Here is a 15008-nt window from a genome sequence, read left to right as displayed (position 1 = left end):
AAAGCAAACGATAATATTTTGTTTTATTATAGTTTGCTTTTTATTAATACAAAATTATTATAAAAATTTGAATTTAACTACTCTTTAAAGTTTAAAATAAGTTCCAATCTATCATATCCGATTATTGTATTTTTAAACACGCTAGTAGCATTATCGATATAACTATTAGGATCTTCAAGAGAAGGGCTAAAGTGTGTTAAAAGTAGTTTATTAACGTTGCCTAACTTTGCTAAATTTGCAGCTTCTTTAAAAGTCATATGACTATTCTTAATAGCTTTAGAAATATCTAAATTATCTCCATACATAGCCTCACAAACTAATAAATCGCTATCTTTTATAAATTCAGGAATTGAAAATATAGGTCGAGTATCTGTTATAAAACTAACTTTAACACCTTTTCTATCATCTCCTAAAACCATTTCGGGCTTATATTCAACTTCATTCACTATAATACTTTTGCCTGATTGTAGTTTTTGCCATAAGATAGTAGGTACATTATTTAAAACTGCTTTATCTTTATTAAACTTTGGTCTTCGGTTAAAGTATAAGCTATATCCTAAACATTCTGTTGAATGTTCTAGTTTAATAGTTGAAATCTCAATATCATTTAAATACTCATGGCATAAAGAAAAAGATCCATTAGGATTCTCAATAACATTTAAACTATATGGCAAGTATCCAACAAGTACTTTAACGGCGTCTAAATGTTTCTTGATTCCAAGTGGTCCGATTATAGTTAAGTCTTCAGTTCGGGAACTATTGGCGATAGTAGATAAAAGTCCTATAAGTCCATTAAAATGATCTCCGTGGAGATGTGTTATACATATTAAATCTATATTCTTAAAACCGCAATTCTTCATTTTCATAGAAATCTGAGTTCCTTCACCGCAATCTATAAGTATCTTTCTGCCCCTATAATTTATAAATAAAGAAGATAAAAACCTATTAGGCATAGGCATATTACCTCCACATCCAAGTAAAATTAGATCTATCATAAATCTCTCCTTATATATTAGTAGTAAATATAGTATCTGCATTTTAAAATACAATTATTATAATTGTTTCTAAAATAAATTTTGTAATGCATGAAGTTGTTGTTTATGAATTTAAAAATTAAAGATTGTATAAATTAAGAATTAAAAAATATTTTATAGCAAAAAAAAGAGATTATTATTTAATAATCTCTTGAAATTTACTTTATGCTATCTTGTTTATATAGTTGAATAATGTTATATATTCCTATTCCTAAGGCAACCGCAGCTATTATCAATCTTTTAACTTCACTCAAAATAAATCCTCCTATAAGAACTAATAAACGTATTACATATTAAATTCGTCATCATTTAAAAGTTTATTTAATACTCTTTTTATAATATCATAATTAAATCCTTTATAAGAAAGATGTTGAGAAATTTTTTGATATATTTTTCTTTTATCTTCATTTTTAACTCTTTCATATCTTTTTTTGCCTAAATAAAGTGCATTTTCAAACTCAACATCATTATCTATATCAGATATAGCTTCGTCAATAGACTCTTTATCGATACCTTTATTATATAAATTTTGTTTGATTTTATTTTTACCACATCTATTTAAATTAACATTAGTATTAACTATTTTTTGTGCTAATAAATCATCATCAATAAATTTATTTTTCTTTAAAAATTCTATAACCATATCTATTATATCATCTTCAAAATCTGTAGATAATTTTTGCTTTATCTTTTTTTCTGATTGATCTGCTTTAGCTAAAATGTTTAAAGCTTTATTTTTAGCTTTAATATACATTTCTTCATTTAATATATTTTTTAAATTTTCCTCTTCTATAGTCATGCCCTTTTTCAAATTAAAAGTGTATACTAGTTCAGCAAATATAGCCATAAAAAATTCTTCGTCTACATAAATATTAACTCTGTCATCACGTTTTTTCTGTGCTTCTATTTTAGTAATTATAGCCATTAAAAATCTCCTTTGTATTGTGTATAATTATAAGTATATACTAAAAAACAATTTATAACCTTTAATATTATAAAAATAATGATACAATAATAATATAATTGCTGTAGAGGAGATTTAAAATGAGTATTGGTAATCTAATTAAGGAAGCAGAGATAAAAAATACTATTAAATTAGAAAAATTTAAAAAAGATTGTAAGAAAAATAAGATAGGCATAATGGGTGGAACTTTTGATCCAATCCATTATGCACATTTGGCTACTGCTGAATTTATTAGGGATAAATATAAATTAGATAAGATTATCTTTATACCATCAGGAAAGCCACCGCATAAGTTAGGTAATATAACTGACAAATATGATAGATATAATATGGTTAATCTTGCAACTTCAAGTAATGACGATTTTTTAGTTTGGGATATAGAAATTAAAAGGGAAGAAAAAACATATACAGTAGATACATTAAGATATCTTAAAAAAGCTTATAATAATATAGATATATTTTTTATAACAGGGGCAGATGCTATATGTGATATTGAGACATGGAAGAATGTAGAGGAAAATTTCAAATTGGCTACATTCATAGCAGCAACTAGACCGGGGATAAGTTTATTAAGAGCTCAAGAAAAAATAGAAAAATTAAAAAATAAATATAATGCAAAGATTATAAGTGTTTATGTTCCATCTCTAGATATATCTTCAACATATATAAGAGGTCAATTAAAGGAAAATAAATCAATAAGATATTTAGTACCTGAATATGTTGAAAATTATATATCTAGGAATTCTTTGTACAAAAATGAATAAAAATAAATGGAGAGAAGTAAATGAATTTAGATGATATTAATAAACAATTGGAAAAAATGTTACCTAAAAAAAGATTTAAACATTCTTTAAACGTGGCTAATACTTCAATTAAACTTAGTAAAATATATAATTATGATGAAGAAAAAGCTTATTTAGCAGGAATGATTCATGATTGTGCGAAATATTTAAACAAAGAAGAAGTAAAATATTATGTAGCTAAATATAAAATAGAATTAGATGATTTAGAAAAAAATAATTTAGCATTATCTCATAGTGTAATCGGTTGCTATATTGCTAAGTATGAGTTTAAAATAGAAGATGAAGAAATTATAAGTGCAGTTAAATATCATACTACAGGAAAAGCAAATATGAATTTATTAGAAAAAATACTTTATATAGCAGACTTAATAGAAGAAGACAGAAGTTTTCCTGGTGTAGAATTGTTAAGGAAATTAATTTATGGAGGTAGTTTAGATGAAGCCTTACTAATTTCTTTTAATAATACTATAAAATTTGTTATAGATAATGAGCAACTAATTCATCCAAGAACTATAGAAGCTAGAAATTATCTTATGCAACAAAAATCAGTATTAAGGTAATAATAAACTTAAATATTAAAATAGCATAGTCTATAAATCAATATTTATGGTATAATAGTTAAATATGTTTGAAATTAGGAAAGGAAGGAAAAAATATGACTAATAATATGACAGTAGAACAAATTACAAAAGTTATATATGATGCAATAGATGATAAAATAGGACAAGATATATCTATAATAAAAATAGGAGATATGTCTAGCTTATGTGATTATTTTGTTATAGCTACAGCTGGATCTCAAAGACAAGTTAAGGCTATAACTGACAATGTTGAAGATGAATTAACTAAGTTAGGAATAGAACCAAGAGGAAAAGAAGGACACGGAGCTCAAAATTGGATACTTCTTGACTATGGCGATGTTATGGTTCACGTATTCGATGAGGAAAGTAGAGAGTACTATAAGTTAGAAAAATTATGGGCTGACGCTCCTCGTATAGATGTTGACACGCTAGTATAAAACTGATATTATAATTTAAAACTTAAAATTATTAAATAGACTAGAGTAGTAAAAGAATGTGTTTTTTCAGAGAACTAGTGGTGGTGTGAACTAGTAGAATATATCTTTGAACTTGCTAGAGAAAATCTATTTGGCCGTAGTTGGCATAAAAACTATCTAAGAGAGTCTATAAGTAGGCTAATTAGGGTGGTACCGCGAATATAATCCTCGTCCCTAAACGTATGTTTAGTGGTGGGGATTTTTTTATATAAAAATACATAGGAGGTAGTTATATGAACGTTTATAAACCGAATGAAGTTGAAGCTAAATGGCAAAAAACTTGGGTACAAAATGAACAATATAAAACTAATACACAAGATTCATCAAAACCAAATTATTACACATTAGAGATGTTACCATACCCATCAGGAAAGATACACATGGGACATGTAAGAAATTATTCAATAGGTGACGTTATAGCTAGATTTAAAAAGATGGAAGGGTTTAACGTTCTTCATCCAATGGGATGGGATTCATTTGGTCTTCCAGCAGAAAATGCAGCTATAAAGCACGGAATACATCCTCATAAGTGGACTATGGAAAATATAGAAGATATGAAGGGTCAATTAAAATTATTAGGACTTAGCTATGATTGGGATAGAGAAATAGCTACATCTACACCTGAATACTATAAATTTACTCAAGAAATATTCTTAAAATTCTTAGAACATGGATTAGCATATAAAAAGAAATCTTTTGTTAACTGGTGTCCATCTTGTGAAACAGTTCTTGCTAATGAACAAGTTGTTCAAGGAGAATGTGAAAGATGCGATTCTGTAGTTGTTAAAAAAGATTTAGAACAATGGTATTTTAAAACAACTCACTTTGCAGAAGAATTACTAAACGATTTAGATACTTTAACTGGATGGCCAGAAAAAGTTAAAACAATGCAAAAAAACTGGATAGGAAAAAGTACAGGAGCTGAGATAATTTTTGATATAGATGGAATTGATAAATCTGTAACAGTATTTACAACTAGACCAGATACTACTTATGGCGTTACTTATATGGTTCTTGCTCCAGAGCATGAATTAGTTAAAGAACTAGTAAAAGGAACAGAATATGAAGCGCAAGTTGATGCATTTGTAACCAAAATGCACACTATGACTGAAATAGAAAGAACTTCAAGTGATGTAGAAAAAGAAGGAATATTTATAGGTAAATATGTTATAAACCCATTAAACGGAAATAAAGTTCCTCTATGGATTGCAAACTATGTTCTTGCTGACTATGGAACTGGTGCAGTTATGGCAGTCCCAGCTCATGACGAAAGAGATGCAGAATTTGCTGCTAAATATAACTTAGATGTAGCACAAGTTATAGATGAAGATGAAAATATGATTAACTCTGGAGAATTTGATGGTTTAGAAGTGTCAAAAGGATTTGAAGGAATAGTTAATAAAATAGAAGAAATAAAAGTAGGAAAGAAAACTGTTAATTATAGATTAAGAGACTGGTTACTTTCTAGACAAAGATACTGGGGATGTCCTATACCTGTAGTTTACTGTGAAGAGTGTGGTTTAGTTCCAGAGAAGAAAGAGAATTTACCAATATTATTACCTACAGATATAGAATTTACTGGAAAAGGAGAATCTCCTCTTACGACTTCAAAAGAATTTATGAATGCTATTTGTCCTTGTTGTGGAAAGCCAGCTAGAAGAGAAGTTGATACGATGGATACATTTGTTGATTCTTCTTGGTACTTCTTAAGATATGTAGATCCTAAGAATACTAATGAACCATTTGGAAAAGATGTAGCTAACAAGTGGATGCCAGTAGACCAATATATAGGTGGAGTAGAACATGCTATAATGCATTTACTTTACTCAAGATTCTTTGTTAAAGCATTTAATGAAATGGGAATGATAGACTTTAATGAGCCATTTAAAAACTTACTTACTCAAGGTATGGTACTTAAAGAAGGAACTAAAATGAGTAAGTCAAAAGGTAATGTTGTTTCACCAATTGAAATAATAAATGAATTTGGAGCAGATACAGCTAGATTATTTGTTTTATTTGCAGCTCCACCAGAAAGAGATTTAGACTGGTCAGAACAAGGTGTTGAAGGATGCTTTAGATTCTTAAATAGAGTTTATAGATTAGTTGATGAATTATCAGAAATAGCTAAATCTGATGTAAAAATAGGTGAATTAACTAAAGAAGATAAAGCTATGAGATATACTATAAACGCAACTCTTAAGAAAGTAACACAAGACTTAAGTGAAAAGTTTGGTTTCAATACTGCAATATCTGCTTTAATGGAATTAATAAACGAAATGTATAAGTATAAAGAATTAGAAAATAGAAACGAAGGCGTTATAAAAGAAGCAGTAGAAACAATAGTTTCGATAATAGCACCATTTGCACCTCATATGGGTGAAGAGTTATGGACTATGATAGGTAAAGAAGGAAGTATATTCAATATATCTTGGCCTAAATACGACGAAACTGCATTAGTTAAAGATGAAGTTGAAGTTGTAGTTCAAGTAAATGGGAAAGTTAGAGGTAAATTAAGTATAGGAGCTAATATTTCTAGAGAAGAAATGCAGGAAGCTGCTATGAATGATGAAAAAATAAAAGCTTTAGTTGAAGGAAAAACTATTGTAAAAGTAGTTGCAGTTCCTAAGAAGCTAGTTAATATAGTAGTTAAATAAATTTTTGAATATGAAAAGAAGAGAATTTTACAATTCTCTTCTTTTTTTTATAAAAAATAAAATTATAAAATACAAAATATTGGTTATAATAATTATAAAAAACAATAAAATTTTATAAAATTAAAACTAAAATTTCGTTAAATTAAAATTAATGGATTATAAATTTCAAAATACATTAAAATACATTGAAAACATTATAAAATAAGATAGAATATGAATAAAAATTTAACAATTAAAGCAATTGATTAAATTGTATTAATTTTACATTGAATTTAGAAAAATAAAAAAATTATGAAAAAGCGATTTCCTGTTGATTTATGTAAAAAAAAAGTATAGAATAGAAATTGTTAGAAATGAAATAATTAACTTTACTATAAGGGAGATAAATAAAATGACAAAAGTTACTTTACAAGATATAAAAAATGCTAGAGAAACTATAAAAGATATAGTAAAAAAGACAGATGTACTAGAGAGTGTTAAGCTTAGCACTATGACAGGGGCAAATGTTTTCTATAAATGTGAAAACTTACAAAAAACTGGTTCTTTCAAAGTAAGAGGAGCTTGTAATAAAATAGCTAACTTAACTGAACAAGAGAAGGCAAACGGTGTTATAGCATCAAGTGCTGGAAACCATGCACAAGGTGTTGCACTAGGAGCTAGAATGAGTGGAATAAAAGCTACAATAGTAATGCCAGCTACTGCACCACTTGCAAAGGTTACTGCAACTAAGGGATACGGAGCAGAAGTAGTATTAAACGGATTAGTATATGATGATGCTTATGCAAAAGCTGTTGAATTACAAAAAGAAAGTGGAGCTACTTTCTTACACCCATTCAACGATAAAGAAGTTATAGCAGGACAAGGAACTATGGCACTTGAGATATTTGAACAATTAAATGATAAAGTAGACACTATATTATGTCCAATCGGTGGTGGGGGAATAATCGCTGGTGTAGCTGTAGCTGCTAAAGCTTTAAATCCTAACGTAAAAATAATTGGAGTTCAAACTGCAAATATACCTTCAATGCAAGAATCATTTAAAAATGGAAAAGTTACTACTGCATTTAAAGATACCACAATAGCAGATGGTATAGCTGTTAAAACTCCAGGGGACATGACTTTTGAAATAATAAAAGAATTAGTTGATGAAGTTGTAGTTGTAGAAGAAGCTGAAATAGCACAAGGGATGTTATTCTTAATGGAAAACCAAAAAGTTGTAGCTGAAGGTTCAGGGGCAGTAACTACAGCAGCTTTATTAAATAAAAAATATGTACCTCAAGAAGGGGAAAACGTAGTTTGTATAATATCTGGTGGAAACGTTGATGTTAATACATTATACAGAGTAATAGGAACCGCTTTAGCTAAAGAAGGAAGAAGATATGCATTTAATACAGTAATACAAGATAAGCCAGGCGGACTTGCTGAATTAACTAAAATAATAAGTGAGCATAATGGAAATATATTAAGTGCTAACTTAGCTAGATTATCAATAGGTGGAGCATTAGGTAAACAATCAGCTGAGATTGTATTAGAAACATTCACAAGAGAGCATATATCTGAAATAACAGAAGCTGTTAAAAATGCAGGATTTGAAATAGTAGAAATATAATATTTTATAAAGAAATTGAAAATTAAATACAGGTTAAAGGTAAAATATAAAAAAAAATATATTTTTAGCCTGTATTTTAAAAAAACATGTGCATAATAACTTAGATAATAGTATAATAGTACTTGAAAAAGATAACATATAAAAGGAATTACAAGGAGGAGTTATAAAATGAAACATCAAATAATAAATACAGACAATGCACCTAAAGCTATAGGACCATATTCTCAAGCTGTTAAAGCTGGAAATATGTTATTCGTATCTGGACAAGTTCCATTTGTACCAGAAACTATGGAAGTAGTTGAAGGAGATGTTAAAGCTCAAACTGCTCAATCTTTAAAGAATGTTAAAGCTATATTAGCACAAGCTGGATTAGATTTTTCACACGTAGTTAAATCTACAGTATTCATAAAAGATATGAATGAATTTGGAGCTATAAACGAAGTTTATGCAGAATATTTTGGAGAAAATAAACCTGCTAGAGCTTGTGTAGAAGTTGCAAGATTACCAAGAGACGTTAAAGTTGAAATAGAAGTAATTGCTGTAATATAATTTTTGAACGTTATTGTAAAATGACCAGGCATATAGCTGGTCATTTTGCCGTTTAACGAAAAAATTGGAAAAAATTTCATTTGTAATAATTTATATGTTAATTTAAACAAGACATTTAATAAAAGAAAGAGGTAATATAATGGCTAAAGATTATAGTGTATTTGATATCGTAGGTCCTAATATGATAGGTCCATCTAGTTCCCATACGGCAGGAGCGGCTAGACTTGGAAAAACTGCTTCTAAAATAGCAGGAAAACCTGTAAAGGAAGTAAAATTCTTACTTCATGGCTCCTTCGCAGAAACTTATAAAGGTCATGGTACTGATAAAGCGATAGTTGGTGGGATATTAGGATTCCAACCGGACGATGCTAGAATAAAGAATTCTTTTCAATTAGCAGAAGAAGCGGGTGTTAAATTTGAATTTATAAAAACTGATTTAGGTGATAGCGTGCATCCTAATACAGTAAAAATAGAAATGGTTTTAGAAGATGGATCAAAATCAACTATAATGGGTGCTTCTATAGGTGGAGGGAACATAAAGCTTACAGAAATGGATGGATTAGCATTAGACTTCAATGGATCAAGATCAGCCGTAGTATTAGAAATAAAAGATATACCTGGTGCAGTATCATTCGTGACAGGATTGCTTGCTCATAATAATAAAGATATAGCAATGATGTCAACAAACAAGCCAGCTAGATCTGAATATACATTTGTTACAATAGAAACAACTGATAAATTAGAAGCAGATCTTATAGATCAATTAAGAAAATTTGAAGTAATAGCTAAGATTATAGTTTTAGACAAATTCTAATTAGTAAGGAGAAATAAAAAAATGAAATATAACTTCACAAGCGGAGCAGAATTATTAGAAAAATGTAACGAATTTAACATGTCAATGCATGAAATATGTTTAGAGAGAGAAGCTGAACTTTCAGGATTATCTAAAGAAGAAGTAAGAGAAAAGATGAGAGTAAGTTTAAACATAATGAAAGCAGCTACTGAAAAGGCTGTTGAAGAAGATATAAAATCTATGGGTGGACTTATAGGTGGAGAAGCTAAGAAATTAACTAAATACAGAGGATTATCAAGAAGTGTATGTGGAGAATTAATGAATAAAGCTATGGTTGCTGCTATGGGAACTATGGAAGTTAATGCTTCTATGGGATTAATAGTTGCAGCTCCAACAGCAGGCTCGTGTGGTATACTTCCAGGAGCAGTTGTTACTATAGGTAAAGAGTATGGATTTAATGATGAAGAAATGATAGATGCTTTATTTGCAGCTTCTGCAATAGGTGTTATAATAACAAGAAATGCTACAGTATCTGGTGCAGAAGGTGGATGCCAAGCTGAAACTGGAGCAGCAGCAGCGATGGCTTCTGCTGGTGTAGTAGAAATGATGGGTGGATCTGTAGAGCAAGCTATACATGCTGCATCTCATTGTTTACAAAATGTTATGGGACTTGTATGTGACCCAATAGCAGGTCTTGTTGAGGCTCCTTGCCAAGGAAGAAATGCAATAGGTGTTGCAAATGCTTTAATATCAGCTGAATTATGCTTAGCTGGAATATTAAACATAATACCATTTGATGAAACAGTAGCAGCAATGTATAAAGTTGGTAAATCACTTCCAATGGAGTTAAGAGAAACTGCATTAGGTGGAATAGCTTCTACTTGTACAGGATGTTCATTAACTACAAAGATATTTGGATAATATTTATATATATAAAAACTGGCTATGCGAATGCAAGCCAGTTTTTTTTATATATAAATATATTCAGTTAAATATAAAAAATAGAAGGGGATATTAGAAAAATATCGAATTGTATTAGATGGTGTATAAGTTAAATCAACAAATTAAAAATGGAGGGGACATTTTGAATAATGCAAATATAGGAATGAAAGATTTGATAAAAGAATTGGGCATAACCAAAAACAAAGTAGAATTCACAAATGATTTAAACTTATTCTTGAATATATCAGCATTTGATGAATCTCAAGGGGAATATTATGATATTATAAAATCAAAATTTGATGAAAATATGGGGAAATGGAATATAGATATAAATGATAACTTCAGCATTATATCTAAATATATAAAATGTAGGAAACTTCCATACAAAATAGTAAAAGATGAAGGATTTGAAATGATAAAAAGTGAAAAATTTGTCGTATCTATGCTAGTGGAATTATACGCTATGTATATTGTTATCAATAATGATGAAGTGTCAAAAAATGAAATGATTAAATTTATACATAATGAGTTTAAGCACAGTGGGTTAAATATATATGAAAAAGATATAGTATTAAATGACTTAGAATATTTATTTAGAGATAAAAAGTTAACTTTAATGTGTAAAACTAATTTAAATAATAAAAAAATAGAAATAAAAAGTTCTTTAGATAAAACAATACATGCAATAGAAAAAAGAAAAAACATAAAATTAAATTTAAATAAAACTATATCAAATAAATCTCAATTTGAAGAAACTAAAAATGATGTTCAAAGTGATTTAGAATTGAAAAATATACAACTAAAAAAATCTATAGATAAATTAAGGGAAGAGGTAGAAATAAATAAGCATATTATTAATGAATATATAGATAAAGAAATAGTTTTACAAAATGAAATAACTAAATTACAAAAATATAATATAGAACTGATAAGTTATGGGAAAGAACAATATTCTAAAGCCCTAGTAGATTTAGTGAAAAATATGAATGATGATACTAATGGAAATATATTAGATAGATTATATTGCTACTCAAAAGGCGAACAGGAAAAAAATTTAATGTTTGTAGCAACTAATTTATTTAATGTGTTTAGACAAATGGGAATATCTCCTAGAGAAACAAAAAAGATAGGAACTAATGTAGATATAGGAGAATATTCTTTTTATAATTATAGATTAAATAAAGATATATCAGATATTAAATTATCAAAAGGGGATGTTTTATATCCAGCATGGTTTTATAATGGGGTGGAAATATTAAAGCCGTATGTAAATATAAAGGGGGAATAATTTAATGAGTATGGAAACAGTAAATGAGACCTATTTTGGAGTTGATTTAGGGACTACTAATACAGTTGTATCTAAAGGCAACTTATTATTTAATGGATTAATTCAATCACAGATAATCCAAGTAATGCAAGTCGATGAAAATAAATGCTCTACAACTGAATTTATATTACCGTCAGTACTGTATGCTGATGAAAATGGAAAAGAGTATGTAGGTAAAATAGCAAAAAATATAAAGTCGAAGGCTTCTAAAAAAGTATTATATAACACTAAGCGATATATGGGGAGTAATAAAGTTTGGAAGTTGGGTAAAGTCGAGTATACGTCTAAGGATGTAGCAAAACATATTTTAAAGACGTGTAGAGATTCTATGAAAAGATATAATCAAGGCAAAGATGTAGAAAGCGTAACTATAACAGTTCCAGCATCTTTTAATACAGATCAAATAAAGGATACAAAAGATGCTGCTTTAGAAATAGGATTTAAAAATGTAAACCTTATACCTGAGCCTACTTCAGCTCTTATCGATTTTATAAATGAGCAATCTAATTTAATAGAAAGTCAAAGACAGGTAAACCTTAGTGAATCGACTAGGATATTAGTTTTCGATTTAGGAGGAGGTACTTGTGATATAGCTATAGTTGATGTAATTCAAAACGGAAGAAAAGTTGAATTTACAGAAGTTGCAATTGGTAGGTATGATGAACTGGGTGGAATTGACTTTGATAACAAAGTAGCGTTAGTAAAATTAAATGAATTTTTAGAAAAATACAATTTGGATTATAGTTCTATAGATAAAGAAGATAGAGAACATATGGTTAGGCATTTGAGAATATTTGCAGAAAAAGCCAAAGAGAGAATATCTTCAGACGTAGAAATGAATTGTTATTTTGGTGAAAGTTTTGATCATTATATTATGAATTTTTATGGAGAGGATCCAGTTCAATTTTGTATAAATAAAGAAGAGTATGATGAGGCGATAAAAGATTTCTTTATAAAATCAAACTTAAGCAATAAACGTTCAGATGAAGAAATGCAAAAGAATATTGTTGATCCAATATTAAATACATTTAGAGATTATAATATAAAAAAAGACAGTATAGATTATTTATTCTTAACAGGGGGAATGACTAAATATAAGTTAGTAAGAGATAAGATAAGAGGAATTTTAGATCTTAAAGAAAATCAAATAATAAACTCTACTGATCCTCTAAGTTCAGTAGCTAAAGGGGCTGCTATATATGATTATTATGAGACTATAATAAACAGAGACCAAGTTTTAGCAAAAGAAATACACTATGAGGATGAAGTAAGTGTTACAGAAGATAAAAAATTTGAATTAACAAGAGTTTTAGCAGAAGCAATAATGATAGATGTAAAAGAAGGATTACCTGTAGTTATAATAGATTCAAATCAAGAAGTTCCTTATGAAGGCAAATTAAAAGGAGCTCTTAGGACAACTAGTCCATCGGGAGTAGAAATTAATCTTTATGCAGGGATAGATCAATATGATTCTAAAATGAGAATACAGAGAAAGTATAAAGCTTATTTTAAAACTCCTAAAAAACCAGGAACAATAATAGACATAGATTTTTCTATTGATAAAGACAAGTACTTAAGACTATCTGTTGATGTAGGTGGGGAGAAGATAGAGCTTAAGCAAGAAGTAGATCTAAAAGAAAAAGAAACAATATAAGGGGGGATTTTTGTGATATTAAAAAGCTTAGAAGACCTAGAAAATTATAAAAATAGTATAAGTATCCCAAAATCTTTCATTAGCTTAAAGGATATAAATGAAGTTAGCGAGGGTGGAGGAGAAAATACTAACGATTGTAATAATAAATTATTTTATTGGAATTTTGATCCGTATTATATAGAAGAGTTGGTAGGGATATATGAAAAATTTAGTTCAGAAGGAATAAATGGTGGAAAACTTCATGAATTGGAATTAAATTTGAAATTTGTGTCACAAGAGATGATGAATGAAAATACATGTCCTATAGAAGCTATACTATATGCTTCAAAAGTTATAAATAACATATTAATAAAAAATAATTTAGTAATAGAAACTATAGGTAAAGTTATTGCAGATAGTTATAGTAGAAATTCATCTGAATATAAAGAAACTATTAAATTTATTTTACAAGAGTGGTCATGGGACATTCAAATTATGATTTTGATAAATGCATGTGGGAAAATAAATGATATGGACTTTTTAAATATAATATATGATAAACATACAAAGGGGGATACAAAGCTACAGGCACTTAAGGCATTTATGAGTGGAAAAAGCGATATGTGTGTAGATTATACATTGAAATTAATAAGTTTAAATCAAGAATCTGATAATACTGAAGTTCAAATGGCAAAGTACTTTATACATAATTATGTAAAAAGCTTTGGAAAGGATGCTATAAAAAAAGCTGAAAGTTACTTAGATATTCCAAGTATAAATAAGCAAGCACGAAAAATAATAAGTAGGGTAATACCAAGTTGTAAAAAAAATGAAAATGTAACGCTAGATACGATGATAAAAAAAGCTAAAAATTGGGAAGAAGAAGAGGATTTTGAAAATAGCTTTTTAATATGGATGAATAATAATATAACTAGAAAAAATGCTTTTTTAGCTATAAGATATTCTAATTCACCTTTAGTTGAAGAAATGATAGTAAATATTTTACAAAGATATCAATGTAATTCTATAGAAATTGGAACTGCATTAGTAACATTAGCGCAGTGGGGCTCTAGAAAAGGGTCTAGTGAACAATTTCTAAACCTAATAAATGAAAATAAGCATGATACAACTAAAAAAGTATATTGCAATGCTGCTATGTGTAGCCTAGGATCTCAAAATGACTCAATAGAGTTAGTAAAAGAATTTTTAGAAGAAAGATATTATGATAATCGTCAGATATTTTCAATAATAAGAGACTGTGCATATAAAAGTAGTCAACTCTTAAGATACGCTATAAAAACAGTTTATGATGAATATTTAAATAGCAACAATGAAGAACAAATTATTAAAGCTATAAATGGAGCTTATGAACTTTGTGATAAACCTAAATTTAATTTTAAAGATATTACATTGCAGTTAATAAAGGATGCTATGGGGATAAATGGTGTTGTAAGTAAGAAATTTTCTGATAACGTGTACATAGCATTAATAAACTTAGTTGAAAGACTACTTAATGATAAAAATAAAGATGAGTTTATAGATATACTATTTTTTATAATTGAAAATGATGCTTGTAGTGCAAAAATTAAATTTAAGTCTATATCAATGCTTAAGAGATTAAAAGTAGATCCTCCTAAGTAGCG

General features: G+C 28.3%; 13 protein-coding genes and 1 other annotated feature. Of the genes, 11 read left to right on the top strand and 2 right to left on the bottom strand.

The genetic code is table 11. The annotated features are described in order from the left end of the window. Nucleotides 1-77: 77 nt before the first annotated feature. Nucleotides 78-995, bottom strand: coding sequence for a ribonuclease Z (locus tag QOZ84_RS04685; protein ID WP_284131794.1), 918 nt, complete (start codon nucleotides 993-995; stop codon nucleotides 78-80). A gap of 325 nt (nucleotides 996-1320) precedes the next feature. Then, on the bottom strand, nucleotides 1321-1959 hold the full coding sequence (gene recX, locus QOZ84_RS04680; protein WP_284131793.1) for a recombination regulator RecX: 639 nt from the start codon (nucleotides 1957-1959) through the stop codon (nucleotides 1321-1323). Between the two features lie 119 nt (nucleotides 1960-2078). Here recX and nadD point away from each other — a divergent pair, with 119 nt between their 5' ends. The 11 genes from nadD (at nucleotide 2079) to QOZ84_RS04625 (ending at nucleotide 15006) form a co-directional block, all read left to right on the top strand. Then, the gene (nadD, locus tag QOZ84_RS04675; RefSeq protein ID WP_284131792.1) at nucleotides 2079-2762 is read left to right on the top strand and encodes a nicotinate-nucleotide adenylyltransferase; all 684 of its coding nucleotides are present in this window, start codon (nucleotides 2079-2081) and stop codon (nucleotides 2760-2762) included. Nucleotides 2763-2782: 20 nt separating this feature from the next. Beyond that, a complete protein-coding gene (gene yqeK, locus QOZ84_RS04670) occupies nucleotides 2783-3361 on the top strand; it encodes a bis(5'-nucleosyl)-tetraphosphatase (symmetrical) YqeK (RefSeq protein WP_284131791.1) in 579 nt (192 codons plus the stop codon). 107 nt (nucleotides 3362-3468) lie between these two features. Next, complete coding sequence (rsfS, locus tag QOZ84_RS04665; protein ID WP_026901931.1) at nucleotides 3469-3819, top strand: ribosome silencing factor; 351 nt, start codon at nucleotides 3469-3471, stop codon at nucleotides 3817-3819. 25 nt (nucleotides 3820-3844) lie between these two features. Continuing rightward, nucleotides 3845-4037 (top strand) — a binding site (T-box leader). A 54-nt stretch (nucleotides 4038-4091) separates the two neighbouring features. Then, the gene (gene leuS / locus QOZ84_RS04660; RefSeq protein WP_284131790.1) at nucleotides 4092-6512 is read left to right on the top strand and encodes a leucine--tRNA ligase; all 2421 of its coding nucleotides are present in this window, start codon (nucleotides 4092-4094) and stop codon (nucleotides 6510-6512) included. A gap of 391 nt (nucleotides 6513-6903) precedes the next feature. Beyond that, nucleotides 6904-8121 (top strand): threonine ammonia-lyase, encoded by a 1218-nt coding sequence (gene ilvA, locus QOZ84_RS04655; RefSeq protein WP_284131789.1) that lies wholly within the window; start codon nucleotides 6904-6906, stop codon nucleotides 8119-8121. 168 nt (nucleotides 8122-8289) lie between these two features. Further along, complete coding sequence (locus QOZ84_RS04650; protein ID WP_284131788.1) at nucleotides 8290-8670, top strand: RidA family protein; 381 nt, start codon at nucleotides 8290-8292, stop codon at nucleotides 8668-8670. Between the two features lie 139 nt (nucleotides 8671-8809). After that, the gene (gene sdaAB, locus QOZ84_RS04645) at nucleotides 8810-9484 is read left to right on the top strand and encodes an L-serine ammonia-lyase, iron-sulfur-dependent subunit beta (RefSeq protein ID WP_284131787.1); all 675 of its coding nucleotides are present in this window, start codon (nucleotides 8810-8812) and stop codon (nucleotides 9482-9484) included. A 21-nt stretch (nucleotides 9485-9505) separates the two neighbouring features. Further along, the gene (gene sdaAA, locus QOZ84_RS04640; protein WP_284131786.1) at nucleotides 9506-10384 is read left to right on the top strand and encodes an L-serine ammonia-lyase, iron-sulfur-dependent, subunit alpha; all 879 of its coding nucleotides are present in this window, start codon (nucleotides 9506-9508) and stop codon (nucleotides 10382-10384) included. A 163-nt stretch (nucleotides 10385-10547) separates the two neighbouring features. Then, a complete protein-coding gene (locus tag QOZ84_RS04635; RefSeq protein WP_284131785.1) occupies nucleotides 10548-11693 on the top strand; it encodes a hypothetical protein in 1146 nt (381 codons plus the stop codon). A gap of 4 nt (nucleotides 11694-11697) precedes the next feature. Next, nucleotides 11698-13386 carry an Hsp70 family protein gene (locus tag QOZ84_RS04630; protein WP_284131784.1) on the top strand — a complete coding sequence of 563 codons (1689 nt, stop codon included), beginning with the start codon at nucleotides 11698-11700 and terminating at the stop codon, nucleotides 13384-13386. A gap of 12 nt (nucleotides 13387-13398) precedes the next feature. Next, nucleotides 13399-15006 carry a hypothetical protein gene (locus tag QOZ84_RS04625; RefSeq protein WP_284131783.1) on the top strand — a complete coding sequence of 536 codons (1608 nt, stop codon included), beginning with the start codon at nucleotides 13399-13401 and terminating at the stop codon, nucleotides 15004-15006. The last annotated feature ends 2 nt before the right edge of the window (nucleotides 15007-15008 follow it).

The sequence above is a fragment of the Romboutsia sedimentorum genome (assembly GCF_030131845.1).
Taxonomy (GTDB): Bacteria; Bacillota; Clostridia; order Peptostreptococcales; family Peptostreptococcaceae; genus Romboutsia_D; species Romboutsia_D sedimentorum.
Note: the sequence above shows the minus strand (reverse complement) of the source record. Positions and strands in the feature narration are given on the sequence as shown.

What these genes read in the sequence shown, in the direction of transcription:
- QOZ84_RS04685 (WP_284131794.1), bottom strand. Translation starts at nt 995, where the DNA reads ATGATAGATCTAATTTTACTTGGATGTGGAGGTAATATGCCTATGCCT.
- recX (WP_284131793.1), bottom strand. Translation starts at nt 1,959, where the DNA reads ATGGCTATAATTACTAAAATAGAAGCACAGAAAAAACGTGATGACAGA.
- nadD (WP_284131792.1), top strand. Translation starts at nt 2,079, where the DNA reads ATGAGTATTGGTAATCTAATTAAGGAAGCAGAGATAAAAAATACTATT.
- yqeK (WP_284131791.1), top strand. Translation starts at nt 2,783, where the DNA reads ATGAATTTAGATGATATTAATAAACAATTGGAAAAAATGTTACCTAAA.
- rsfS (WP_026901931.1), top strand. Translation starts at nt 3,469, where the DNA reads ATGACAGTAGAACAAATTACAAAAGTTATATATGATGCAATAGATGAT.
- leuS (WP_284131790.1), top strand. Translation starts at nt 4,092, where the DNA reads ATGAACGTTTATAAACCGAATGAAGTTGAAGCTAAATGGCAAAAAACT.
- ilvA (WP_284131789.1), top strand. Translation starts at nt 6,904, where the DNA reads ATGACAAAAGTTACTTTACAAGATATAAAAAATGCTAGAGAAACTATA.
- QOZ84_RS04650 (WP_284131788.1), top strand. Translation starts at nt 8,290, where the DNA reads ATGAAACATCAAATAATAAATACAGACAATGCACCTAAAGCTATAGGA.
- sdaAB (WP_284131787.1), top strand. Translation starts at nt 8,810, where the DNA reads ATGGCTAAAGATTATAGTGTATTTGATATCGTAGGTCCTAATATGATA.
- sdaAA (WP_284131786.1), top strand. Translation starts at nt 9,506, where the DNA reads ATGAAATATAACTTCACAAGCGGAGCAGAATTATTAGAAAAATGTAAC.
- QOZ84_RS04630 (WP_284131784.1), top strand. Translation starts at nt 11,698, where the DNA reads ATGAGTATGGAAACAGTAAATGAGACCTATTTTGGAGTTGATTTAGGG.